The sequence below is a fragment of the Pseudomonas sp. LBUM1658 genome (genome assembly GCF_059716055.1).
This window is the reverse complement of the sequence record NZ_CP166798.1, coordinates 6317234-6341077: the sequence shown is the minus strand read 5'-3', so window position 1 is coordinate 6341077 and position 23844 is coordinate 6317234. Positions and strand designations below refer to the sequence as shown.

Here is a 23844-nt window from a genome sequence, read left to right as displayed (position 1 = left end):
GAAAACTCTCTAATGGCCGATTGGCAGTCCCTCGACCCCGAGGCCGCTCGTGAAGCGGAAAAATACGAAAACCCTATTCCTAGCCGCGAACTGATCCTCAAGCATCTTGCTGATCGGGGTTCGCCGGCTAACCGCGAGCAGTTGGTGGAGGAGTTCGGTCTAACCACAGAAGACCAGCTCGAAGCCCTGCGTCGCCGTCTGCGCGCCATGGAGCGCGATGCTCAACTCATCTATACCCGTCGCGGCACCTATGCGCCGGTGGACAAGCTCGATCTGATCCTCGGTCGCATCAGCGGTCACCGCGATGGCTTTGGTTTCCTGATCCCGGACGACGGCAGTGACGACCTGTTCATGAGCCCGGGGCAAATGCGCCTGGTGTTCGACGGTGACCGTGCGCTGGCCCGGGTTTCCGGCCTGGACCGTCGTGGTCGCCGTGAAGGCATGATCGTCGAAGTGGTTACCCGTGCTCACGAAAGCATCGTTGGCCGGTACTACGAAGAAGGCGGCATCGGTTTCGTCGTTGCCGACAATCCGAAGATCCAGCAAGAAGTGCTGGTCACGCCGGGTCGCAATGCCAGCGCCAAAGTCGGTCAGTTCGTCGAAGTGAAGATTACTCACTGGCCAACGCCGCGCTTCCAGCCGCAAGGCGACGTAGTGGAAGTGGTGGGCAACTACATGGCGCCGGGCATGGAAATCGATGTCGCGCTGCGTACATACGATATTCCTCACGTCTGGCCTGAAGCGGTCTTGAAAGAAGCCGCCAAGCTCAAGCCGGAAGTCGAAGAGAAAGACAAAGAGAAACGCGTCGATCTGCGCCATCTGCCATTCGTCACCATCGACGGTGAAGATGCTCGCGACTTCGATGACGCGGTTTACTGCGAAGCCAAGCCAGGCAAGCTGCGCCTGTTCTCCGGTGGCTGGAAGTTGTACGTGGCGATTGCCGACGTTTCCAGTTATGTGAAGATCGGTTCGGCGCTTGACACCGAATCCCAGGTCCGTGGCAACTCGGTGTATTTCCCCGAGCGCGTGATACCGATGCTGCCTGAGCAGCTGTCCAACGGCCTGTGTTCGCTGAACCCGCACGTCGATCGGTTGGCCATGGTGTGCGAGATGACTATCTCGAAAACCGGCGAGATGACCGATTACCAGTTCTACGAAGCGGTGATCCACTCCCAGGCGCGCCTGACCTATAACAAGGTCAGCACCATCCTCGAGCAGCCGAAAACCAGCGAAGCCAAGCAACTGCGCGGCGAATACGCAGGTGTCGTGCCGCACCTCAAGCAGCTGTATGCGCTGTACAAGGTGTTGCTCGGTGCGCGGCATATCCGTGGTGCGATCGATTTTGAAACCATGGAGACCCGAATCATCTTCGGTTCCGGGCGCAAAATCGCTGAAATCACCCCGACCGTTCGTAACGACGCGCACAAGCTGATCGAGGAATGCATGCTGGCGGCCAACGTGGCCACCGCTGAATTCCTGAAAAAGCACGAAATCCCTGCGTTGTATCGGGTTCACGCCGGTCCGCCGCCGGAACGTCTGGAAAAGCTTCGCGCGTTTCTGGGTGAGCTCGGTCTATCGCTGCACAAGGGCAAAGACGGTCCGTCGCCGAAGGATTACCAGGCACTGCTCGCCACCATCAAGGATCGTCCGGATTTCCATCTGATCCAGACCGTCATGCTGCGCTCGTTGAGCCAGGCGGTTTATAGCGCCGATAACCAAGGCCACTTCGGCCTGAACTACGACGCTTATACCCACTTCACTTCGCCGATTCGTCGTTATCCGGATTTGCTCACGCACCGGGCGATCCGCAGCGTCATCCACTCCAAGCAGAACACTCCGCACGTCAAGCGTGCCGGTGCCATGACCATTCCGAAAGCGCGTATCTATCCGTACGACGAAGCGGCGCTGGAGCAGCTCGGCGAGCAATGCTCGATGAGCGAGCGGCGTGCCGATGAAGCGACCCGCGACGTAGTGAACTGGCTGAAGTGCGAGTTCATGAAAGATCGCGTCGGCGAGTCGTTCCCGGGTGTGATCACCGCGGTGACCGGTTTTGGTTTGTTCGTCGAGTTGACCGATATCTATGTCGAGGGTCTGGTGCACGTTACCGCCTTGCCAGGTGACTACTACCACTTCGATCCAGTGCATCACCGCCTGGCCGGTGAACGTACCGGTCGCAGCTTCCGTTTGGGCGACACCGTGGAAGTGCGGGTCATGCGGGTTGACCTGGACGAACGCAAGATCGACTTCGAGATGGCCGAAAAAACCATCAGCGCGCCGATCGGTCGCAAAAAACGTACGGCGGGTGTCGATGTGCCTGCGGCCAAACCTGTTCCTGAGCCGGCAACGGCAAAAACCGGGCGGCGTACCGCGGCAGACAAAAAATCCGGCGAAGCTTACCGTCCTAGCGACGCCGCGGCGAAAAACGCCGAGCTGCGTAAAAGTCGTGAAATGAAGCAGGCGTTGCTGTCTGAAGCGAAAAGCGGCGGTAAAGCGCCGTCTGCGGGAAAGTCCGGCAAGTCGACGCCAGACAAGGCGACGGGCAAGCCAGCCAAACCGAGTAAACACCGTAAAGGCCCGCCGAAAGCGGGCTCGGCTCCAGCCGCGAAAAGCGGCGGAGTGCGTAAACCTAAGGCCAAGTCATGAGTCAGTTGGAAAAGATCTACGGCGTACATGCGGTAGAAGCGTTGTTGCGCCATCACCCGAAACGGGTCAAACAGATCTGGTTGGCTGAGGGTCGTAATGATCCGCGGGTCCAGGTGTTGATTGAGCTGGCCAACGAAAACCGGGTGTCCGTCGGCCAAGCCGAAAAGCGTGAGCTGGATGCCTGGGTCGAAGGCGTGCACCAGGGCGTGGTCGCGGACGTCAGTCCGAGCCAGGTCTGGGGCGAAGCGATGCTCGATGAACTGCTCGATCGCACTGAAGGCGCGCCACTGATCCTGGTGCTCGATGGCGTGACCGATCCGCACAACCTCGGCGCTTGCCTGCGTTCGGCGGATGCGGCGGGCGCTTTGGCGGTAATTGTGCCGAAAGACAAATCGGCAACCCTGACGCCGACTGTACGAAAAGTAGCCTGCGGTGCGGCGGAAGTGATTCCATTGGTGGCCGTGACCAACCTGGCGCGCACCCTGGAAAAACTCAAGCAGCGGGGCTTGTGGGTCGTCGGTACGGCGGGCGAGGCTGAGCAGGATCTGTATCAGCAGGACCTGACTGGCCCGACCATCCTGATCATGGGCGCGGAGGGTAGCGGGATGCGTCGCCTGACTCGCGATCTTTGCGACTATCTGGTGCGCCTGCCAATGGCTGGCAGTGTCAGCAGTCTCAACGTTTCCGTGGCGACCGGTGTCTGCCTGTTCGAAGCCCTGCGTCAGCGCGGTGTTAAAGCGGCTGCCAAAAAGTCCTGACACACCTCTCTGTAGGAGCTGCCGCAGGCTGCGATCTTTTGATTTTTCTTTTTAGAAGATCAAAAGATCGCAGCCTGCGGCAGCTCCTACGGTCGTTCGGCTCGCGATCGATGCGATTGTTCAAATAATCACCAATCACCTTGCGTCGCTCTCGCCCCTTCTCTACAATTGCGCCCCTTGCTATGACGGCAGGCACGCATGTGTCTATCGCAAGCAAGTCCACAGTGTCATTCACTCCTTGTCTGACCGCTTTTGAGCGGCAGGCTACAACCCGTAAGGAGCATTCATGCGTCATTACGAAATCATCTTTTTGGTCCACCCGGATCAAAGCGAGCAAGTCGGCGGCATGGTAGAGCGTTACACCAAGCTGATCGAAGAAGACGGCGGCAAAATCCACCGTCTGGAAGATTGGGGCCGTCGTCAACTGGCCTACGCAATCAACAATGTTCACAAGGCTCACTACGTGATGCTGAACGTTGAGTGCACTGGCAAAGCCCTGGCTGAGCTGGAAGACAACTTCCGTTACAACGATGCAGTGATCCGTAACCTGGTCATCCGTCGCGAAGAAGCCGTTACCGGCCAATCCGAGATGCTCAAGGCTGAAGAAAACCGCAGTGAGCGCCGTGAGCGTCGTGACCGTCCTGAGCATTCTGACAGCGCCGATGGCGATGACAGCGATAACAGCGACGCCAGCGATAACGCTGACGAGTAATCCACGGACCTTTTGAGGAGCCAATTACATGGCACGTTTCTTCCGTCGTCGTAAATTCTGCCGCTTCACCGCTGAAGACGTGAAAGAGATCGATTACAAAGATCTCAACACCCTGAAAGCATATGTATCCGAGACCGGCAAAATCGTTCCAAGCCGCATCACCGGTACCAAAGCTCGTTATCAGCGTCAGCTGGCCACCGCTATCAAGCGCGCCCGCTTCCTGGCCCTGCTGGCCTACACCGACAGCCACGGCCGCTGAGACCGGGCAGTCGACACGTAGTAAGGGATTGAATGCATGCGCGCCTTAGCTGAGTTCATCATGCGCGGTCGTATGCAGGCCACTCTGGTAGTGGCTGGATGTGCCGCATTGCCGATGTTGTATTGGTTGGGTGCTGCTGCGGGAAGCTTCGTGCTCCTGCGGCGCGGATTGAAGGATGCTCTTGGCGTCCTTGCTCTGGGAATGCTGCCGGCGTTGATCTGGTGGCTTTATTCCGACGACCCGCGCGCACTTATGGTGTTGCTCGGATCATCGGGCCTTGCGTTGGTTTTGCGCGCAAGTGAATCCTGGAACCGCGTGCTGCTGGTCAGCATAGCGATGGGGTTGGTGTTTTCAGTGGTGCTGGGTGCGGTTTACCGCCCTCAGATCGAAAGCCTGGCGCAGGAGTTGGTAAAAATCCTGCCGCTGGCGCTCGGTGATCTCTACCAGCAGTTTTCGGTAGAAGAACGAGCGCGTCTGGCTGCACTGATTGCACCGATTCTGACCGGCCTGATAGCGGCTTTGTTGCAGATCGTCAGTGTGCTGAGCCTGATTGTTGGGCGCTACTGGCAGGCGTTGTTGTACAACCCGGGTGGTTTTGGTCGCGAGTTTCGCACCATCCGAATCCCGCTGGGGCCGGCGATGTTGCTGCTGGCGTGCATGCTTCTGGGGCCGAATTTCGGTTCGCAGATGGCCATGTTGACGCCGTTGTGCAGCGTACCGCTGGTGTTCGCCGGGCTAGCCCTGATTCACGGGCTGGTGGCTGAAAAGCGACTGGCCAGATTCTGGCTGGTGGGGTTGTACGTCACGCTGTTGCTATTTATGCAGCTGCTCTATCCGTTACTCGTGGTGTTGGCCATTGTCGACAGCCTGATTGATTTTCGCGGTCGTTCTGCGCCGAAAGACGCCGATAACGCGAACGGTGAAGGTTAAAAGTTAAGAGGATTTTCACATGCAACTGATCCTTCTGGAAAAAGTCACCAACCTGGGCAACCTGGGTGACAAAGTGAACGTTAAGGCTGGTTACGGTCGTAACTACCTGCTGCCTTACGGCAAAGCTACCGCTGCGACCGCTGCCAACCTGGCTGCGTTCGAAGAGCGTCGCGCTGAGCTGGAAAAAGCTGCAGCAGACCGTAAAACTTCGGCTGAAAACCGCGCTGCCCAACTGGCTGAGCTGGAAGTGACTATCACTGCCACCGCCGGTGACGAAGGCAAGCTGTTTGGTTCGATCGGCACCCACGACATCGCTGATGCACTGACCGCCTCTGGCGTTGAAGTTGCAAAAAGCGAAGTTCGTCTGCCGAACGGCACTATCCGCAACGTAGGCGAATTCGACGTAGCCGTGCACCTGCACGCCGAAGTTGAAGCCACCGTACGCGTTGTCGTGGTAGCAGCTTAAGCAGCACTTGTCGGCTGGCACCCTTGGGTGCTTGCCGGTAACATCGGGCACGATCCTGTTTACAGGTCGTGCCCTTTGTCTTTCTGCAACCCCCGCTTTTCATAACCAGAATCCAAGTGGCCATGAACGATATCTCCGCTCCTGAGCAATATGATCTGCAAACCGCTGCCCTGAAGGTGCCGCCGCATTCCATCGAGGCCGAACAGGCCGTGCTCGGTGGTCTGATGCTGGACAACAACGCCTGGGAACGCGTGCTCGATCAAGTCTCCGATGGCGATTTCTATCGACATGACCACCGCCTGATCTTCCGTGCGATCGCCAAACTGGCCGATCAGAACTCGCCGATCGACGTCGTGACCCTTGCCGAGCAATTGGACAAGGAAGGTCAGACCTCGCAAGTCGGCGGCCTCGGTTACCTCGGCGAACTGGCGAAAAACACCCCGTCGGTCGCCAACATCAAGGCTTATGCGCAGATCGTTCGCGAGCGAGCGACCTTGCGGCAACTGATCGGCATCAGCACCGAAATCGCCGACAGCGCCTTCAACCCGGAAGGTCGCTCCGCCGCCGAGATCCTGGACGAAGCCGAACGGCAGATCTTCCAGATCGCCGAAGCACGGCCGAAAACCGGCGGCCCGGTGAGCGTCAACGACCTGTTGACCAAGGCCATCGACCGTATCGACACGCTGTTCAACACAGATAACGCCATTACTGGGTTGTCCACCGGTTACACCGACCTCGACGGGATGACCAGCGGCCTGCAGCCGTCGGACTTGATCATCGTCGCCGGCCGTCCGTCCATGGGTAAGACCACCTTTGCCATGAACCTGGTGGAGAACGCCGTACTGCGCAGCGAGAAGGCGGTATTGGTCTACTCCCTGGAGATGCCAGGCGAATCGCTGATCATGCGTATGCTTTCGTCCCTGGGGCGGATCGACCAGACCAAGGTCCGTGCCGGTCGCCTGGAAGATGATGACTGGCCACGCCTGACCTCGGCAGTCAACTTGCTCAACGATCGCAAGCTGTTCATCGATGACACCGCCGGCATCAGCCCGTCGGAGATGCGTGCACGTACGCGTCGACTGGTGCGTGAGCATGGCGAGGTTGGCCTGATCATGATCGACTACCTGCAATTGATGCAGATTCCAGGTTCCGGCGGCGATAACCGGACCAACGAGATTTCCGAGATCTCCCGCTCGTTGAAAGCCCTGGCCAAGGAATTCAACTGCCCGGTGGTTGCTCTGTCGCAGCTCAACCGATCCCTGGAGCAACGTCCGAACAAGCGCCCGATCAACTCCGACTTGCGGGAATCCGGAGCGATCGAGCAGGATGCCGACGTCATCATGTTCGTGTATCGGGACGAGGTGTATCACCCGGAAACCGAGCACAAAGGCATCGCCGAGATCATCATCGGCAAACAGCGTAACGGTCCGATCGGCACCACTCGCCTGGCGTTCATCGGTAAATACACCCGTTTCGAAAACCTTGCGCCGGGTAGTTATAATTTCGACGACGAATAACCTTGTGGCGAGGGGGCTTGTCGGAACGCCGCATCGCCCCGCTCGGCTGCGAAGCAGTCGTAAAGTCAGCGAATGCTATCTGCCTGTAAAAAATTCGGTTGCAGGTTTTGGGGCCGCTTCGCTGCCCAACGGGGGCAAGCCCCCTCGCCACAGATGTCGCCAATAATTTCCGACCATAGCCGTCGGAATTGGTTATTTTTTGTGCTATATTCCGCGCCCGCGATTTTTCATCTCAACACCGGTCATCGTCATGCAAACAGCCAAGCCGTTATTTGACTATCCCAAGTACTGGGCCGAATGTTTCGGGCCTGCGCCATTCCTGCCGATGAGCAGGGAGGAGATGGATCAGCTTGGCTGGGATTCCTGCGACATCATCATCGTTACTGGTGATGCCTATGTCGACCATCCGTCGTTCGGCATGGCAATCATCGGCCGTCTGCTGGAGGCTCAGGGCTTCCGTGTCGGCATCATTGCGCAGCCGAACTGGCAGTCCAAAGACGATTTCATGAAGCTCGGCGAGCCGAACCTGTTCTTCGGCGTCGCGGCCGGGAACATGGATTCGATGATCAACCGCTACACCGCCGACAAGAAAATCCGTTCCGATGACGCCTACACCCCCGGTGGCATGGCTGGCAAACGTCCGGATCGCGCAAGCCTGGTCTACAGCCAGCGCTGTAAGGAAGCCTACAAGAATGTGCCGATCGTGCTCGGCGGCATCGAGGCTTCGCTACGCCGCATCGCCCACTACGATTACTGGCAGGACCGGGTGCGCAACTCGATTCTGATCGATGCCTGCGCCGACATCCTGCTCTACGGCAACGCCGAGCGCGCGATCGTGGAAGTCGCCCAGCGTCTGTCCTACGGTCACAAGATCGAAGACATCACTGATGTTCGCGGTACCGCGTTCATTCGTCGTGACACGCCGAAAGACTGGTTCGAGATCGACTCCACGCGCATCGACCGTCCGGGCAAAATCGACAAGATCATCAACCCGTACGTCAACACGCAAGACACCCAGGCCTGCGCCATCGAGCAGGAGAAGGGCCCGGTCGAAGATCCGGAAGAAGCCAAGGTCGTGCAGATCCTGGCAAGCCCGCGGATGACTCGCGACAAAACCGTGATCCGGTTGCCATCGGTAGAAAAGGTTCGCGCTGACTCGGTGCTCTATGCCCACGCCAACCGCGTGCTGCACTTGGAAACCAACCCGGGCAACGCCCGCGCATTGGTTCAAAAGCATGGGGACGTCGACGTCTGGTTCACTCCGCCTCCGATTCCGATGACCACCGAAGAAATGGACTACGTGTTCGGCATGCCTTACGCACGGGTTCCGCACCCGGCGTACGGCAAGGAAAAAATTCCTGCCTACGACATGATCCGTTTCTCGGTGAACATCATGCGCGGCTGCTTCGGTGGCTGTACTTTCTGCTCGATCACCGAGCACGAAGGCCGGATCATTCAGAACCGTTCCGAAGAGTCGATCATTCGCGAAATCGAAGAGATCCGCGACAAGGTTCCAGGCTTTACCGGCGTCATTTCCGACCTCGGCGGCCCGACCGCGAACATGTACCGTATCGCCTGCAAGACCCCGGAAATCGAATCCGCGTGCCGCAAGCCTTCGTGCGTATTCCCCGGCATCTGTCCGAACCTGAACACCGACCACTCGTCGCTGATCCAGCTCTATCGCAGTGCCCGCGCGCTTCCGGGTGTGAAGAAGATCCTGATTGCCTCCGGCCTGCGCTATGACCTCGCGGTCGAGTCGCCGGAATACGTCAAGGAACTGGTGACCCACCACGTCGGTGGTTACCTGAAGATCGCCCCGGAACACACCGAGGAAGGCCCGCTCAATCAGATGATGAAGCCGGGCATCGGCAGCTATGACAAGTTTAAGCGGATGTTCGAGAAGTACACCAAGGAAGCTGGCAAAGAGCAGTACCTGATTCCGTACTTCATCGCCGCGCACCCGGGTACCACCGACGAAGACATGATGAACCTGGCCCTGTGGCTCAAGGGCAACGGCTTCCGTGCCGACCAGGTGCAAGCGTTCTACCCGTCGCCGATGGCCACCGCCACCGCCATGTACCACTCGGGCAAGAACCCGCTGCGCAAGGTCACCTATAAGAGCGATGCGGTGACCATCGTCAAGAGCGAAGAGCAGCGTCGTCTGCACAAAGCGTTCTTGCGTTACCACGACCCGAAAGGCTGGCCGATGCTGCGCGAAGCATTGACCCGCATGGGCCGTGCCGACCTGATCGGGCCGGGCAAGAACCAGTTGATCCCGCTGCATCAGCCGGCGACCGACAGCTACCAGAGCGCCCGTCGCAAAAACTCGACGCCGGCCGGCAGCCATAAAGTGGCCCAGGAAAAGACCACCAAAATCCTGACCCAGCACACCGGCCTGCCACCGCGTGCCAGTGATGGCGGCAACCCGTGGGACAAGCGTGAGCAAGCCAAGGCTGCGGCATTCGCCCGCAACAAGCAGGCAGCCAAGGAGCGTATGGACGCAGCCAAAGGCAAAGGCAAGAAGCCTGAGCGCAAGCCGGTTGTGCCGCGTTAAGCGTTACATGCTTTGAACAGAACGCCAACCTTCGGGTTGGCGTTTTGCGTTGCGCCTAAAGATCAAAAGATCGCAGCCTGCGGCAGCTCCTACAGGTGTACGTCATATCAATGAGCTGCCGAAGGCTGCGATCTTTTCAGGGGCGCTCGCCACATTTGCGTGCAAATCTCCCCGAGCAAAATCCCGCATCGCCCGAATTTGGTGCTGTACTGCCTCAAGCAACCGAAGAAAGCCCCTGACTTGCCTGAATGGCATAAGTCTTGCGCCGCTTTCGAAACGCCCAGGCTCGCAGGAGGCACGCCGTGTCGATTCATGTCGCATTGCACCATGTCACGCATTACCGCTACGACCGTGCGGTCGAACTCGGTCCGCAGATCGTCCGCCTGCGTCCGGCGGCCCACAGTCGCACCCGGATTCTGTCCTATGCGCTGAAGGTTTTACCCGAGCAGCATTTCATCAACTGGCAGCAAGACCCCCAGGGCAATTACCTGGCGCGGCTGGTGTTCCCGGAAAAAACCGATGAGCTACGGATCGAGGTCGATCTACTGGCCGAGATGGCGGTGTTCAACCCGTTCGACTTCTTCCTTGAGCCCTACGCGCAAAAGATTCCTTTTACCTACGCTGCTGACGAACAGCGCGAACTGGCGCCGTATCTGGAAACGCTGCCGCTGACGCCGAAGTTCAAGGCCTACCTCAATGGTATCGATCGTACGCCGCTGCCCAGCGTCGACTTTCTGGTGGCGCTGAATCAGCGCCTGAGCGACGACATCGGCTATCTGATCCGCCTGGAACCAGGCGTGCAGACCCCCGAGCACACCCTGGAAAACGCCTCGGGTTCCTGCCGGGACTCGGCCTGGTTGCTGGTGCAACTGCTGCGCAACCTCGGTCTGGCAGCGCGTTTTGTTTCCGGCTACCTGATTCAACTGACCGCCGACGTCAAAGCCCTCGACGGGCCGTCCGGCACCGAGGTGGATTTCACCGACCTGCATGCCTGGTGCGAGGTGTACTTGCCCGGCGCGGGCTGGATCGGCCTGGACGCCACCTCCGGGCTGTTTGCCGGTGAAGGGCATATTCCGTTGGCCTGTAGCCCTGATCCGTCCTCTGCGGCGCCGATCAGTGGTTTGGTCGAGCCCTGTGAGTGTGAATTTACCCACGAAATGTCCGTGGAAAGGATTTGGGAAGCCCCACGGGTAACCAAACCCTACACCGAAGAGCAGTGGCTGGCGATTCAGGCCCTGGGGCGGCAGATCGATGCTGACCTGCTGGAGGGCGATGTGCGCCTGACCATGGGCGGCGAGCCGACCTTCGTCTCTATCGACGACCCGGATGGCGCCGAGTGGAACACCGCCGCTTTGGGGCCGGCCAAGCGCACGTTGTCCGCCGAGCTGTTCCAGCGCATGCGCAAACACTACGCACCCAAGGGTCTGGTGCATTTCGGCCAGGGCAAGTGGTACCCCGGCGAGCAACTGCCACGCTGGTCGCTCAACCTCTACTGGCGCCGCGACGGTGTGCCGATCTGGCACAACAGCGCGTTGATTGCCGATGAGCAGGAAGACTATGGCGCCGACGGTGAGCTGGCCGGACGTTTTCTGGCAAGTGTGGCCGAGCGCTTGAAACTGCCGACACGCTTTGTGTTTCCGGCCTACGAAGACAACTTCTATTACCTCTGGCATGAAGGGGCCTTGCCGCTGAACGTCAGTGCCGAAGACTCACGGCTGGGCGATGAGCTCGAACGTGCGCGCCTGCGTAAAGTCTTCAGCCAGGGTCTGGACAAGGTTATCGGCCAGGTCCTGCCGCTGGCACGCACCGCCAAGGGCGATCAATGGCAGAGCGGGCGCTGGTATCTGCGTGAAAACCATTGCCGACTGGTGCCGGGCGATTCGCCGCTGGGTTATCGCCTGCCTCTGGCCTCGCAGCCTTGGGTGACAGCAGCGGAATATCCGTTTGTGCATGCCACCGATCCGAATCAAGACTTGCCAGAGCTGCCCGGTACCGCGCAGCTGCAGGCTCACGGCGAGCCGGCAGCGGCCGTCGAGCGCACACCGGCACTCGATGAGTCCGCGGATTGGCTGACCCGCACCGCCTTCTGTGCCGAAGCGCGGGAAGGGCGGCTGTATCTGTTCATGCCACCGCTGGAACGGGTTGAAGACTATCTGGAGCTGGTCAGCGCCATCGAAGCCACCGCCGAGGAGCTGCATTGCCCGGTATTGCTGGAAGGCTATGAGCCGCCGAGCGATCCGCGCCTGAGCAACTTCCGTATCACCCCGGATCCGGGCGTGATCGAGGTCAACGTGCAGCCGTCCGCCAGCTGGGACGAGCTGGTGGAGCGCACCGAGTTTCTCTATGAGGAGGCGCGGCAGACGCGGCTGACCACCGAGAAATTCATGATCGACGGCCGACACACCGGCACCGGTGGCGGTAACCATTTCGTACTGGGTGGCGCGACACCGGCCGACTCGCCATTTCTGCGCCGCCCGGACTTGCTGCGCAGCCTGATCAGTTACTGGCATAACCACCCGTCGCTGTCCTACCTGTTCTCCGGATTATTCATCGGCCCGACCTCCCAGGCGCCGCGGGTGGACGAAGCGCGGAACGATGCGTTGTATGAGCTGGAGATCGCCTTCGCGCAGATGCCCGCGCCCGGAGAAAAATGTCCGCCATGGCTGGTGGACCGCTTGCTGCGCAATCTGCTGATCGACGTCACCGGCAATACCCACCGCGCCGAGTTCTGCATCGACAAACTGTATTCGCCCGATGGCGCGACCGGTCGCCTTGGGCTGCTGGAGCTGCGCGCCTTCGAAATGCCGCCCCATGCGCGGATGAGTCTGGCCCAGCAACTGCTGTTGCGGGCGCTGGTGGCGCGGTTCTGGCGTGAACCCTATGCGCCGGCCAAGCTGGCCCGTTGGGGCACCGAACTGCATGACCGCTTCCTGCTGCCGCACTTCATCGAGCAGGACTTTGCCGACGTTATCGTCGATCTCAATGCCGCAGGTTATGCGGTACGCGCCGAATGGTTTGCTGCACACCTGGAGTTCCGCTTTCCGAAGGTCGGCGATTACGCAGTCAGTGGTATCGAACTGGAACTGCGTCAGGCCCTTGAACCCTGGCATGTATTGGGTGAGGAGGGCGCGGCCGGAGGCACGGTGCGTTATGTCGACTCGTCCCTGGAACGTTTGCAAGTCAAACTAACCGGCATGCCAACCCAGCGCTATGTGCTGACCTGCAACGGCATTCCGGTGCCGCTGCAGCCGACCGGGCGGGTCGGCGAATTTGTCGCTGGAGTGCGGTATCGCGCCTGGCAGCCGGCCAATTGCCTGCAACCGACCATCCCGGTGCATGCGCCATTGGTGTTCGACCTGCTCGATACCTGGATGCAGCGCTCGCTGGGTGGCTGTCAGTACCACGTCGCCCATCCGGGAGGGCGCAATTACGACAGCTTGCCGGTGAACGCCAACGAAGCCGAGAGTCGGCGTATGGCGCGCTTCTTCCGCCTTGGCCACAGCCCGGGGACCTTGGAGGTGCCGACCCTGACGATCAACGACGAGCTGCCGATGACACTCGATTTGCGACGTTTCTAAATCAGACACGACGCTCGGATTTTTCGCATATCCGGGCGTCATCTGTCTGCGCTAATCTGCCTTTTCCTTGCAGTCTGCCGAGCTCTCCATGCCTGATCTGCTTGACCGCTACCCGCTGACGGCGGGCACTTATCACGAATTGCTCGACGACAGCGGCGTGGTACGCCCGCACTGGCGTCGGCTGTTCGAGCAATTGCAACGCAGCACCCCGGCGCAGCTGGTTCAGCGTCAGGCGCTGCTGGCCCGGCAGATCCAGGAAAACGGCGTGACCTACAACGTCTACGCCGACCCCAAGGGAGCTGATCGCCCGTGGGAGCTGGATTTGCTGCCCAACGTGATTGCCGCCGATGAGTGGCAGCAGCTGGCCGCCGGCATTGCCCAGCGCGCACGCTTGCTCAATGCGGTATTGGCGGATCTGTACGGCCCGCAGCGATTGATCGCTGAAGGGTTGTTACCGGCCGAACTGGTGTTCGGTCACAACAACTTCCTCTGGCCTTGTCAGGGTATTGCGCCGCCTGACGGGACCTTCCTCCATCTGTACGCTGTGGACCTGGCGCGCACCCCCGACGGGTGCTGGTGGGTAACCGCCGACCGGACTCAAGCGCCATCCGGCGCCGGTTATGCGCTGGAGAACCGCACCATTGTCTCGCGAGCTTTTCCCGAACTGTACCGCGATCTGAAAGTGCAGCATCTGGCCGGGTTCTTCCGGACCCTGCAGGAAACCCTGGCCCGTCAGGCACCGAATGATGACGAAGCGCCGTTGGTGGTGCTGCTGACGCCGGGGCGTTTCAACGAGAGTTACTTCGAGCACCTGTATCTGGCGCGACAGCTCGGCTATCCACTGGTCGAGGGCGGTGATCTGACCGTGCGCGATGCCACGGTCTACCTGAAGACCCTGAGCGGTCTGCGTCGGGTGCACGCCATCATGCGCCGGCTCGACGACGATTTCTGCGACCCGCTGGAGCTGCGCACCGACTCGGCCCTGGGTGTGCCGGGTCTGCTCGAAGCAGTCCGTCAGGGCCGGGTGCTGGTGGCCAATGCCCTGGGCAGTGGTGTGTTGGAGTCGCCGGGATTACTGGGATTTCTGCCACGGATCAATCAATTTCTGTTCGGCGAAGAACTGCTGCTGCCGTCCATTGCCACCTGGTGGTGCGGTGAAGCGCCAGTGCTGGCTCAGGCGCTGGAAAAGCTGCCGGAGTTGCTGATCAAGCCGGCCTTTCCCTCACAAAGTTTTGCCCCGGTATTTGGTCGTGACCTGAATGACGAACAGCGCCGGGCCCTGGCCGAGCGCATGCAGGCCCGACCCTATGCCTACGTCGCGCAGGAGCTGGCGCAGCTGTCCCAGGCACCGATCTGGCAGGTCGAAGACAGTCAATTGCAATCGCGAGCGATCGGCATGCGGGTTTATGCCGCGGCCAGTGCCGAAGGCTATCGGGTGCTGCCCGGTGGCTTGACCCGGGTCGCGGCCGAGGCTCACGCCGAGGTGGTATCGATGCAGCGCGGCGGCGCGAGCAAAGACACCTGGGTGCTGGGCGAGCGTGCGCCGAGTGGCGAGCAATGGAAGGCCCAGCGGGCCATCGGCGTACAGGACCTGGTAAGACGCGATCCGTACCTGCCTTCGCGGGTGGTGGAAAACCTGTTCTGGTTCGGCCGTTATTGCGAGCGATGTGACGACAGCGCCCGGCTGCTGCGGATCATGTTGGCGCGGTATGTCGACGGGGATGATCCGCAGGCGTTGCAGGCGGCTGTCGATCTCGGCGAGAGCCTGATGTTGCTGCCAGAAGAGGGCGACTTGCCTGAGCGATTGCTGGCGGCGTTGCTCGGTGACGACTGGACCTTCAGCCTGCGTTCCAATCTGCAGCGTTTGCAGTGGGCGGCCTCCCAGGTGCGCGGCAAACTCTCGCGAGAAAACTGGCAGGCGTTGGTGGAACTGCAACGCGAAGCCCTGGAGCTGGAAACCGCAGAGCCGGACTTTGGCGAGTTGCTGGATTTTCTCAACCGCTTGGTGATGTCACTGGCGGCGTTGTCCGGGTTTGCCCTGGACGATATGACCCGCGACGAAGGCTGGCGGTTCTTGATGATTGGTCGGCGGTTGGAGCGGCTGCAGTTTCTTAGCAGCAGCCTGGCGGCGTTCTTGCGCGGTGCTGCAGCGTTTGATCAGGCCGGATTGGAGTGGTTGCTGGAGCTGGGCAACAGCAGCATCACCTATCGTTCACGCTACCTGGCGGTGGCGCAGTTGATTCCGGTGCTCGACTTGCTGCTGCTCGATGAGCAGAACCCCCATGCGGTGCTGTTTCAATTGAAACTGGTGACCCGCACCCTCCAGCGCTTGAACGATGATTTTGGTGTGCCGCGCGAAGTCGGGCTGCCCAGGTTGGTAGAACGCCTGGCCTGCTTCGATCTTCGATGCCTGGAGAATCCGCTGTTCGGCGAGGCCAGTGTGCGCGCGGCCCTTGATGGCCTGGCGGACCTGTTGCAGGAAGTCGCTGAGGCCAGCGGGCAAGTATCCGACCGCCTGGCACTGCGGCATTTCGCTCACGTCGATGATGTCAGCCAGCAAACGGTGTCGGTTTGATGAGCGCCCATTACCAGATTCTCCACGACACCCACTATCACTACGACAGCCCGGTGTCGCTGGCCCAGCAGCTTGCGCACCTATGGCCGCGACCTTGTGCCTGGCAGCACTGCACTGAACAACAACTGCTGATCAGTCCGGAACCGACTTCGCGCCGCGATGAGCTGGATGTGTTCGGCAACCCGCTGACCCGCCTGGCCTTCGAGCGGCCCCACGAAGAGCTGCGGGTCAATGCCCGCCTCAGCGTCGAAGTGCTGGCCAGGCCTGCGCTGGATTTCAAGCAGTCGCATGCCTGGAACCTGACCCGAGGTGCGTTGACTTACAGCAGCCAGCCGGTTGCCTCGGCGTTGCTGGAGGCCTGCCGCTATCGCTTTGAATCGCCTTACGTGCATTTGAAGAGCAGCTTCGTCGAGTATTCCGAGAGCTGCTTTCCCCTCGGTCGGCCTTTGTTACTGGGGGTTGAGGCCTTGATGGAGAAGATCTTCAGCGAGTTCACTTTCGATGCCGAGGCGACCCAGGTTGCCACACCGCTGGTGGAAGTGCTGGAGCGTCGACGCGGGGTGTGCCAGGACTTTGCCCACCTGATGCTCGCCTGCCTGCGCTCTCGTGGGCTGGCGGCGCGTTATGTCAGCGGCTACCTGCTGACCCAGCCACCGCCGGGCCAGCCGCGCCTGATCGGTGCTGACGCGTCTCATGCCTGGGTTTCAGTATTTTGTCCGGTGCTGGGCTGGGTCGACTTCGACCCGACCAACAACGTGCAGCCAGCGCTGGAGCACATCACCCTGGCTTGGGGCCGGGACTTTTCCGATGTTTCGCCGTTACGCGGAGTGATTCTGGGGGGAGGGAGTCATGATCCGGAAGTGCGAGTAACGGTGATGCCGTTGGATGAACACGATTCTTGAGCTGACGCAGTCATTGTGGCGAGGGGGCTTGCCCCCGTTCGGCTGCGCAGCAGCCGCAAAACCGGTGAATGCGCTGTGCCTGACAAAATGCGATTGCAGGTTTTAGGGCCGCTGCGCGCCCCAACGGGGGCAAGCCCCCTCGCCACAGGTTCGCGACCAACCAATGCCAGGGTGTCTACGGGGATTTATGCAATTCGAGTGTGGCGCTGTGAGGGTCAGCAGCATAACTGCTGACCCTGGACACAGATCCGATGGGCCTGATCAGATCATCCGGCCCGGAGGGTCTCAGGCGTCAGGCGCCTGATCTTTCGGTGCTTCAACATCATCGGCAACCACTTCACCTTCTGCATCCGGGTTCAGTGCGGCGGCTTCTTCTTCAGCGGTAGCTTTCTTGCGTTGAAGCTTTTCCTCTTTCTTCTGCTCTTTAGCCAAGTCTCTCTGACGTTTGGCGAACGAGTAATTAGGTTTAGCCATGGGCGATCCTCTGGGGTCGAAGGTGAGGTTGAGCGGCGCGTATTCTGCCTTAAACAGGGCTCAAGGGTTAGCTGGGTTTTTGCCCGGCCCATTTTGGCGGTACCGAGGGTTTCCAGGCATCCAGCGCATCGAGCAATAGTTGCGGCGATTCGCTCACTTGCAGCATGGCACGGTGGTGGTCGCGAACGAAGCCTTCACCGACGACATGATCAAGAAAACCGGTGAGTTTCTGGTAAAAGCCATTCACTTCCAACAGTCCCAGCGGTTTTCCGTGGTAGCCGAGCTGGCCCCAGGTCCAGACTTCGAACAATTCTTCCAGAGTGCCCAAGCCGCCGGGCAGCGCGATAAAGGCGTCGCTCAGCTCAGCCATGCGGGCCTTGCGCGCATGCATGCCGTCGACCACTTCCAGGCGGGTCAGGCCTTCATGGCCGATTTCCGAGTTCCTCAGGCTTTGGGGAATGATCCCGATCACTTCACCGCCCGCCGCCAGCGCGGCATCGGCGACGATTCCCATCAAGCCGACCGCGCCGCCGCCATAGACCAGGGTCAGCTTGCGCCTGGCCAGTTCCTGTCCCAAGGCAATCGCCGCTTCACGGTACGCCGGATTGGTGCCAGTACTGGCACCACAAAAAACACAAACAGAGGTTAAAGACATGCCTTACTCCGTGGTCAATGACGACTCAGAGTAATGGCTGGCCACCAGCTCTCCAAGGATTAAACCTCGCGCTGCGGCTTTTCATAGGTGCCGCTGGCGCCGCAGGCGTAAGCGGCCAGCAAACTGCGAAACAAGCTACTAAGGTGCATGGCAGACACTCCAGATGAGGATGATGAACTGAGCATAGGGCGTCATGGAGCATCTGGGCGGTTGATTGTTTCGATCGGCGTCATAGCCTGAAAGTTGTATACAACTTGTTGCTACAGGTCATAGGAACTTGTGTCAATTTCAGGCAGTCTTCCCTTTTGTTAACCCTGCCTTGGAGATTCACCATGTTTGCCAAACTCGTTGCGGTTTCTCTGCTGACATTGGCCAGCAGCCAATTGATGGCTGCCGAGTGCAAGATCGATGTCGACTCCACTGATCAGATGTCCTTCAGTACCAAGGAAATCACCATCGACAAGAGCTGCAAGACCTTCACCGTCAACCTGGGGCATACCGGCAAGCTGCCGAAAAACGTCATGGGCCATAACTGGGTACTGAGCAAAACCGCAGACATGGCCGGCATCGCCACCGATGGCATGGCAGCTGGTATCGACAAGAACTACCTGAAAGAAGGTGACGCCCGCATCATCGCCCATACCAAGATCATCGGCGGTGGCGAGAAAGACTCGGTGACCTTTGACGTCTCGAAACTGACCGCTGGCGAAAGCTACGAGTTCTTCTGCTCGTTCCCTGGCCACAACTCGATGATGAAAGGCGCTGTTGTTCTGAAGTGATCGGCGGCTTCATTTAGACCGAGTTATCTTCATCGCGAGCTTGCTCGCGATGGCGGCCTCAGCATCGACAAATGCTTGAGCCAAAGAAAAGCCCACCGAGGATCAACCCTCAGTGGGCTTTTTGCTGTTCCGCCGCCGCTTACGGCGCGAACGGCATCACGCGCTTGTGATGAGTTTTCTTGTAGGTGTCGCAGATAATCCTGAACGCTTCTTCACGCACCGGTTGGCCGTGCAGGAACGCATCGATCTCGGCATAGGTCACGCCATGGGAGGCCTCATCCGGTTTGCCCGGAGACAGGTCTTCAAGGTCGGCGGTGGGGATTTTCTCCACCAGCGACTCCGGCGCCCCGAAGTGCCGTCCGATGGCCCGAACCTGATTCTTCACCAGCCCGCTCAACGGCGCCAGATCGCAGGCGCCGTCGCCAAACTTGGTGAAGAAGCCCATCACCGCTTCCGCCGCGTGGTCGGTGCCGATCACCAGGCCCTGAGCCGCGCCGGCGATGGTGTATTGCGCGACCATACGCATCCGCGCCTTGGTGTTGCCCAGGACAAAATCCACCGAGACCGCGTGTTTGCCTTCAAAGGCTGCCACTTCATTGGCCAGGGACTTGACCGCCGGGCCAATGTTCACCGTATGGCGCTCGTCCGGGGCGATGAAGTCCACCGCCGCCTGGGCGTCGGGTTCATCGAACTGGATCTCATAGGGCAGGCGCACCGCAATGAAACGGTACTGCGGGTCCCCGGTTTGCTCGCGCAGTTGTTCCATTGCCCGTTGAGCCAGCAGGCCGGCGGTCAGGGAGTCGACGCCACCGCTGATGCCCAGCACCAGGGTTTTGAGCCCCGAGTTCAGCAGGCAATCCTGGATAAAGGTGATCCGCCGGGCGATTTCCGCCTCAAGGGCGGCCTGGTCGGTAAAGGGCGGTTGGACCTTGAGCTGTTCAGCAATCTCACGCTGTACGGCTTGCATGATTCACTCCTTGCTTGATTTGCCGGATAGGGCGGCAGGTACTTTGAAAACGTGGCGCAAATAGGCGACAAAATTCGGATCCGTGCAATGGGTCTTGCCCGGCTCATCGGAGATCTTGGCGACGGGTTCACCATCGCAGGCAGTCATTTTAAGCACGATGCTCATCGGCTCGACACCGGGAATATCGCACGTCAGGTTGGTACCGATACCGAAGCTGACATTGATCCGACCCCGCAATACGCGAAAAATCTCCAGGGATTTAGGCAGCGTCAGGCTGTCGGAGAACACCAGAGTCTTGCTCATCGGCTCGATGCCCAGCTTGCGGTAGTGAGCGATGGCCTTCTCGGCCCAGAGGATCGGGTCGCCGGAGTCGTGGCGCAGGCCGTCGAACAGCTTGGCGAAGTACAGATCGAAGTCGCTGAGAAAGGCATCGGTGGTGATGCAGTCGGTCAGGGCGATCCCCAACAGGCCGCGGTACTCGCGGACCCAGCAATCGAGCGCGGCAATCTGGCTGTCGATCAGCCGTGGGCCGAGTTGCTGATGAGCCATGATCCATTCATGGGCCATGGTGCCCAGCGGCTTCATGTTCTGTTCGCGAGACAGGTGTACGTTGCTGGTGCCGACGAAGCGCCCGGGAAAGTCGTGCTTGAGTACGTTGACCACTTCTTCCTGAACCCGATACGAGAAGCGTCGGCGGGTGCCGAAGTCGGCGACCTGCAATTCGGCCAGTTCATCGGCGCCGGCGTTGGCCGTCAGCCAGTCGAACTTGCGGTACAGCTGCTCTCGGGCCTGCTCCAGGACGATTTCGCGGTAGCGATAACGGTTGCGCACTTCGCTGACGATCGCCAGCAGCGGCACTTCGAAGAGAATGATGTGCAGCCATGGACCGCGCAGACGGATGAACAGCTCGCCGTTTTCGATACCGGTGTGGACGTAGCGCAGATTGAAGCGGAACAAGCCGAGAAAACGCAGGAAATCCGGCTTCAGGAAGCTGATGTGTTCCAGAAAACTCAATTGATCAGCGCTCAGGCTCAACTCGGCCAGACGTTCGATCTGAAAGCGGATCTCCGCCAGATACGGACGCAAGTCTTCACTATTACGGCAGCGGAACTCCCATTCGACTTCAACGTTGGGATAGTTGTGCAGCACCGCCTGCATCATGGTCAGCTTGTAGAAGTCGGTGTCGAGCAGGTTCTGCACGATGCGATCGGCAAACACACTCTCGCTCATAACGGAATCTCCAGGCTGGTCGCCGCTTGGGCCGCGACATCTCAGCTGTTTCAATGAATGGGCTAGTGGCGCATATCAGCGGCCTGCTTTGCCAGTGTTTTTTGCATTCCAGACGATACATGTCCCCCGTAGGAGCTGCCGAAGGCTGCGATCTTTTCGAGAGCGCCGCGGTGGTAAGACTTGCACTAAGAACCAAGATCAAAAGATCGCAGCCTCCGGCAGCTCCTACACCTGCTCCAGCATCCACTTCACAAAATCCCGCACCTTGGGCACTTCCGCGGAATGCTCGGGGTAGGCCAGGTAATAGGCGTCGCTACTGGGCATCGCGTGTTGCCACGGGATCACCAGTTTGCCGTCGGCCAGTTCTTCTTCCACCAGGAATCGTGGCAGCAACGCTACGCCGCAACCGACCTGGGCGGCGCGGATGCACATATAAAAGGTTTCGAAGCGCGGGCCGTGATAGCTGTGCTCGGTCTGGTAGCCCTGGCTGTCGAACCAATCGTGCCAGGCTTGCGGGCGGGAGGCATTTTGCAGCAGTACCAGTTCGCTGAGTTGCGTCGGATCGGTGAAAGGCGTCTGCGGCAGGCTGCCCGGGGCACACACAGGCACCAGCTCTTCGCCGAACAACTTCAGGCTCTCGGTGCCGGGTCGCGAGCCCTGGCCAAAGTAGAACGCCAGATCGCTGCGCCCCTGCAGCAGGTCGTCGGCTTCCTGTTCGTTGCACAGGTCCAGATGGATATGCGGATGGCGCAGACGCCAGCCCTTGAGCCGCGGCACCAGCCAGCGTGCGCCGAAAGTCGACGGCGTCGAGACTCTCAGCACTTCGGTTTCACCGCCGTAAGAACGCAGGTAATGGGTCGACATCTCGACCTGGGTGAGGATTTTGCGCACCTCGACCAGGTACAGGTCACCGGCCGGGGTCATTTGCAGGCGTCGGCGAACACGCCGGAACAGCAAGTGCTGCAACAATTCCTCAAGCTGCGCGACCTGTTTGCTGACGGCGCTTTGGGTCAGGTTCAGCTCTTCGGCGGCGCGGGTAAAGCTTAAGTGACGGGTGACCGCCTCGAAGCACTGCAATGCGGTGATCGATGGCAGGTGGCGTTTATTCAGCATGGGTGGTCCCTTGTTCTTGTCTCAGCGCTGCGATGCCGACGCAGCATGAATAAACGGAATGATATCTCGCCTAAAGGTCGTTTGTTGACATGTCTCAGTCCGGCTACAACTAGAGGCCTGAATAGTCGCGATTGCGGGCTACGAAATTTCTGTTTTTCATGTTTGAGGAGTGACCCATGGTTGCCGCATTGCTTGATCGTCTTGGTGTGAACCCGGCGCTGTACCAGAACGGTAAACAGCCTGTGCACTCGCCGATTGACGGCAGTCGTATTGCCGCCGTGAACTGGGAAGGCGCGGCCGAAGTCGAGCAGCAGGTCAGTCGCGCTGAGCATGCGTTCGAACTCTGGCGCAAGGTTCCGGCGCCGCGTCGTGGCGAACTGGTGCGTCAGTTGGGCGATATTCTGCGCGAATACAAGGCCGACCTCGGTGAGCTGGTGTCCTGGGAAGCCGGCAAGATCACTCAGGAAGGTCTGGGTGAAGTGCAAGAGATGATCGACATTTGCGACTTCGCCGTCGGCCTGTCTCGTCAGCTGTACGGACTGACCATTGCTTCCGAGCGTCCTGGCCACCATATGCGTGAAACCTGGCATCCGCTGGGGGTGGTCGGGGTGATCAGTGCGTTCAACTTCCCGGTCGCGGTCTGGGCCTGGAACACCACGCTGGCGCTGGTCTGCGGCAACGCAGTGATCTGGAAACCGTCGGAGAAAACCCCGCTGACCGCACTGGCCTGCCAGGCGCTGTTCGAGCGAGTGCTGAAGAACTTCAGCGATGCGCCGCCGTACCTCAGTCAAGTGATCATCGGCGGTCGTGATGCCGGTGAAGCCTTGGTCGACGATCCGCGAGTGGCTTTGATCAGTGCCACCGGCAGCACCCGCATGGGTCGTGAAGTGGCGCCGAAAATCGCCGCACGTTTCGCCCGCAGCATTCTTGAGTTGGGCGGCAACAACGCGATGATCCTCGGCCCAAGCGCCGACCTTGATATGGCGGTGCGGGCGATTCTGTTCAGTGCGGTCGGTACCGCCGGTCAACGTTGCACCAGCTTGCGTCGCTTGATCGCCCATGAATCGGTCAAGGAAGAAATCGTCAGCCGCCTCAAAGCTGCTTATTCCAAGGTGCGCATCGGCAACCCGCTGGAAGGCAATCTGGTTGGCCCGCTGATCGACAAGCACAGCTTCGAGAACATGCAGGACGCGCTGGAGCAGGCCCTGAGCGAAGGCGGTCGGGTGTTCGGTGGCAAGCGTCAACTGGAAGAGCAATTCCCCAACGCCTATTACGTGTCGCCGGCCATCGTCGAGATGCCGGAGCAGAGTGATGTGGTCTGCACGGAAACCTTCGCGCCGATTCTGTACGTGGTGGGCTACACGGATTTCGCCGACGCGCTGCGTCTGAACAACGCTGTGCCACAAGGCCTGTCGTCGTGCATCTTCACCACGGACGTGCGTGAGGCCGAGCAGTTCATGTCGGCGGTGGGCAGTGACTGCGGCATCGCCAACGTCAACATCGGCCCGAGCGGTGCGGAAATCGGCGGCGCCTTTGGCGGCGAGAAAGAAACCGGCGGCGGTCGCGAGTCCGGCTCCGATGCATGGCGCGGTTACATGCGTCGCCAGACCAATACCGTCAACTACTCGCTGGAGTTGCCGTTGGCGCAGGGCATAACGTTCGATTAATGGAATGTTGGTGCGCCTTTTGGCGGCTCTTGCACAACGAGGGTTGGTTAGGTTTCATTTTCGGA

General features: G+C 59.9%; 18 protein-coding genes. 13 read left to right on the top strand and 5 right to left on the bottom strand.

Annotation, left to right across the window (positions count from 1 at the left end; all coding sequences use genetic code 11):
• Positions 1-12 precede the first annotated feature (12 nt).
• From rnr to ACA064_RS29255, 11 genes are all read left to right on the top strand, one after another.
• Entirely contained in the window at positions 13-2643 is a 2631-nt protein-coding gene (rnr, locus tag ACA064_RS29305) for a ribonuclease R (protein WP_497671212.1), read from the top strand.
• On the top strand, positions 2640-3401 hold the full coding sequence (gene rlmB, locus ACA064_RS29300) for a 23S rRNA (guanosine(2251)-2'-O)-methyltransferase RlmB (RefSeq protein ID WP_497671211.1): 762 nt from the start codon (positions 2640-2642) through the stop codon (positions 3399-3401). The genes rnr and rlmB overlap by 4 nt, the downstream gene beginning before the upstream one ends.
• A gap of 286 nt (positions 3402-3687) precedes the next feature.
• Positions 3688-4113, top strand: coding sequence for a 30S ribosomal protein S6 (gene rpsF, locus ACA064_RS29295; protein ID WP_020299424.1), 426 nt, complete (start codon positions 3688-3690; stop codon positions 4111-4113).
• A gap of 28 nt (positions 4114-4141) precedes the next feature.
• Positions 4142-4372, top strand: a complete 231-nt coding sequence (gene rpsR / locus ACA064_RS29290) for a 30S ribosomal protein S18 (protein ID WP_002551829.1) — start codon at positions 4142-4144, stop codon at positions 4370-4372.
• Between the two features lie 36 nt (positions 4373-4408).
• A complete protein-coding gene (locus tag ACA064_RS29285; protein ID WP_497671210.1) occupies positions 4409-5302 on the top strand; it encodes a hypothetical protein in 894 nt (297 codons plus the stop codon).
• 19 nt (positions 5303-5321) lie between these two features.
• Positions 5322-5768, top strand: coding sequence for a 50S ribosomal protein L9 (gene rplI / locus ACA064_RS29280; protein ID WP_008157007.1), 447 nt, complete (start codon positions 5322-5324; stop codon positions 5766-5768).
• A gap of 122 nt (positions 5769-5890) precedes the next feature.
• Positions 5891-7285, top strand: coding sequence for a replicative DNA helicase (gene dnaB, locus ACA064_RS29275; protein ID WP_150640431.1), 1395 nt, complete (start codon positions 5891-5893; stop codon positions 7283-7285).
• Positions 7286-7535: 250 nt separating this feature from the next.
• Positions 7536-9839 (top strand): YgiQ family radical SAM protein, encoded by a 2304-nt coding sequence (locus ACA064_RS29270; protein ID WP_497671209.1) that lies wholly within the window; start codon positions 7536-7538, stop codon positions 9837-9839.
• Between the two features lie 302 nt (positions 9840-10141).
• Complete coding sequence (locus ACA064_RS29265) at positions 10142-13417, top strand: transglutaminase family protein (protein WP_497671208.1); 3276 nt, start codon at positions 10142-10144, stop codon at positions 13415-13417.
• Between the two features lie 88 nt (positions 13418-13505).
• Entirely contained in the window at positions 13506-15992 is a 2487-nt protein-coding gene (locus ACA064_RS29260) for a circularly permuted type 2 ATP-grasp protein (RefSeq protein WP_497671207.1), read from the top strand.
• Positions 15992-16894 carry a transglutaminase family protein gene (locus ACA064_RS29255; protein WP_497671206.1) on the top strand — a complete coding sequence of 301 codons (903 nt, stop codon included), beginning with the start codon at positions 15992-15994 and terminating at the stop codon, positions 16892-16894. Before ACA064_RS29260 ends, ACA064_RS29255 begins: the two co-directional genes overlap by 1 nt.
• Positions 16895-17179: 285 nt before the next feature.
• On the opposite strand, the gene ACA064_RS29250 is transcribed toward ACA064_RS29255, so the two are convergent.
• Positions 17180-17368 (bottom strand): hypothetical protein, encoded by a 189-nt coding sequence (locus ACA064_RS29250; protein WP_150640425.1) that lies wholly within the window; start codon positions 17366-17368, stop codon positions 17180-17182.
• Between the two features lie 67 nt (positions 17369-17435).
• The gene (locus tag ACA064_RS29245; RefSeq protein WP_497671205.1) at positions 17436-18023 is read right to left on the bottom strand and encodes a cytokinin riboside 5'-monophosphate phosphoribohydrolase; all 588 of its coding nucleotides are present in this window, start codon (positions 18021-18023) and stop codon (positions 17436-17438) included.
• A 332-nt stretch (positions 18024-18355) separates the two neighbouring features.
• On the opposite strand from ACA064_RS29245, the gene azu reads away from it, so the two are divergent.
• Entirely contained in the window at positions 18356-18802 is a 447-nt protein-coding gene (gene azu, locus ACA064_RS29240; RefSeq protein WP_497671204.1) for an azurin, read from the top strand.
• Between the two features lie 139 nt (positions 18803-18941).
• Here the strand turns inward: azu and nadE are convergent, their stop codons facing one another.
• From nadE to ACA064_RS29225, 3 genes are all read right to left on the bottom strand, one after another.
• On the bottom strand, positions 18942-19769 hold the full coding sequence (nadE, locus tag ACA064_RS29235; protein WP_497671203.1) for an NAD(+) synthase: 828 nt from the start codon (positions 19767-19769) through the stop codon (positions 18942-18944).
• Positions 19770-19772: 3 nt separating this feature from the next.
• On the bottom strand, positions 19773-20999 hold the full coding sequence (pncB, locus tag ACA064_RS29230; protein ID WP_497671202.1) for a nicotinate phosphoribosyltransferase: 1227 nt from the start codon (positions 20997-20999) through the stop codon (positions 19773-19775).
• A gap of 225 nt (positions 21000-21224) precedes the next feature.
• The gene (locus ACA064_RS29225; protein WP_497671201.1) at positions 21225-22112 is read right to left on the bottom strand and encodes a LysR family transcriptional regulator; all 888 of its coding nucleotides are present in this window, start codon (positions 22110-22112) and stop codon (positions 21225-21227) included.
• Between the two features lie 176 nt (positions 22113-22288).
• On the opposite strand from ACA064_RS29225, the gene amaB reads away from it, so the two are divergent.
• Positions 22289-23779, top strand: a complete 1491-nt coding sequence (amaB, locus tag ACA064_RS29220) for an L-piperidine-6-carboxylate dehydrogenase (protein WP_497671200.1) — start codon at positions 22289-22291, stop codon at positions 23777-23779.
• Positions 23780-23844 lie beyond the last annotated feature (65 nt).

Bases quoted from the DNA above. Each gene is read 5' to 3' on its own strand.
- rnr (WP_497671212.1), top strand. From the start codon at position 13: ATGGCCGATTGGCAGTCCCTCGACCCCGAGGCCGCTCGTGAAGCGGAA.
- rlmB (WP_497671211.1), top strand. From the start codon at position 2,640: ATGAGTCAGTTGGAAAAGATCTACGGCGTACATGCGGTAGAAGCGTTG.
- rpsF (WP_020299424.1), top strand. From the start codon at position 3,688: ATGCGTCATTACGAAATCATCTTTTTGGTCCACCCGGATCAAAGCGAG.
- rpsR (WP_002551829.1), top strand. From the start codon at position 4,142: ATGGCACGTTTCTTCCGTCGTCGTAAATTCTGCCGCTTCACCGCTGAA.
- ACA064_RS29285 (WP_497671210.1), top strand. From the start codon at position 4,409: ATGCGCGCCTTAGCTGAGTTCATCATGCGCGGTCGTATGCAGGCCACT.
- rplI (WP_008157007.1), top strand. From the start codon at position 5,322: ATGCAACTGATCCTTCTGGAAAAAGTCACCAACCTGGGCAACCTGGGT.
- dnaB (WP_150640431.1), top strand. From the start codon at position 5,891: ATGAACGATATCTCCGCTCCTGAGCAATATGATCTGCAAACCGCTGCC.
- ACA064_RS29270 (WP_497671209.1), top strand. From the start codon at position 7,536: ATGCAAACAGCCAAGCCGTTATTTGACTATCCCAAGTACTGGGCCGAA.
- ACA064_RS29260 (WP_497671207.1), top strand. From the start codon at position 13,506: ATGCCTGATCTGCTTGACCGCTACCCGCTGACGGCGGGCACTTATCAC.
- ACA064_RS29255 (WP_497671206.1), top strand. From the start codon at position 15,992: ATGAGCGCCCATTACCAGATTCTCCACGACACCCACTATCACTACGAC.
- ACA064_RS29250 (WP_150640425.1), bottom strand. From the start codon at position 17,368: ATGGCTAAACCTAATTACTCGTTCGCCAAACGTCAGAGAGACTTGGCT.
- ACA064_RS29245 (WP_497671205.1), bottom strand. From the start codon at position 18,023: ATGTCTTTAACCTCTGTTTGTGTTTTTTGTGGTGCCAGTACTGGCACC.
- azu (WP_497671204.1), top strand. From the start codon at position 18,356: ATGTTTGCCAAACTCGTTGCGGTTTCTCTGCTGACATTGGCCAGCAGC.
- nadE (WP_497671203.1), bottom strand. From the start codon at position 19,769: ATGCAAGCCGTACAGCGTGAGATTGCTGAACAGCTCAAGGTCCAACCG.
- pncB (WP_497671202.1), bottom strand. From the start codon at position 20,999: ATGAGCGAGAGTGTGTTTGCCGATCGCATCGTGCAGAACCTGCTCGAC.
- ACA064_RS29225 (WP_497671201.1), bottom strand. From the start codon at position 22,112: ATGCTGAATAAACGCCACCTGCCATCGATCACCGCATTGCAGTGCTTC.
- amaB (WP_497671200.1), top strand. From the start codon at position 22,289: ATGGTTGCCGCATTGCTTGATCGTCTTGGTGTGAACCCGGCGCTGTAC.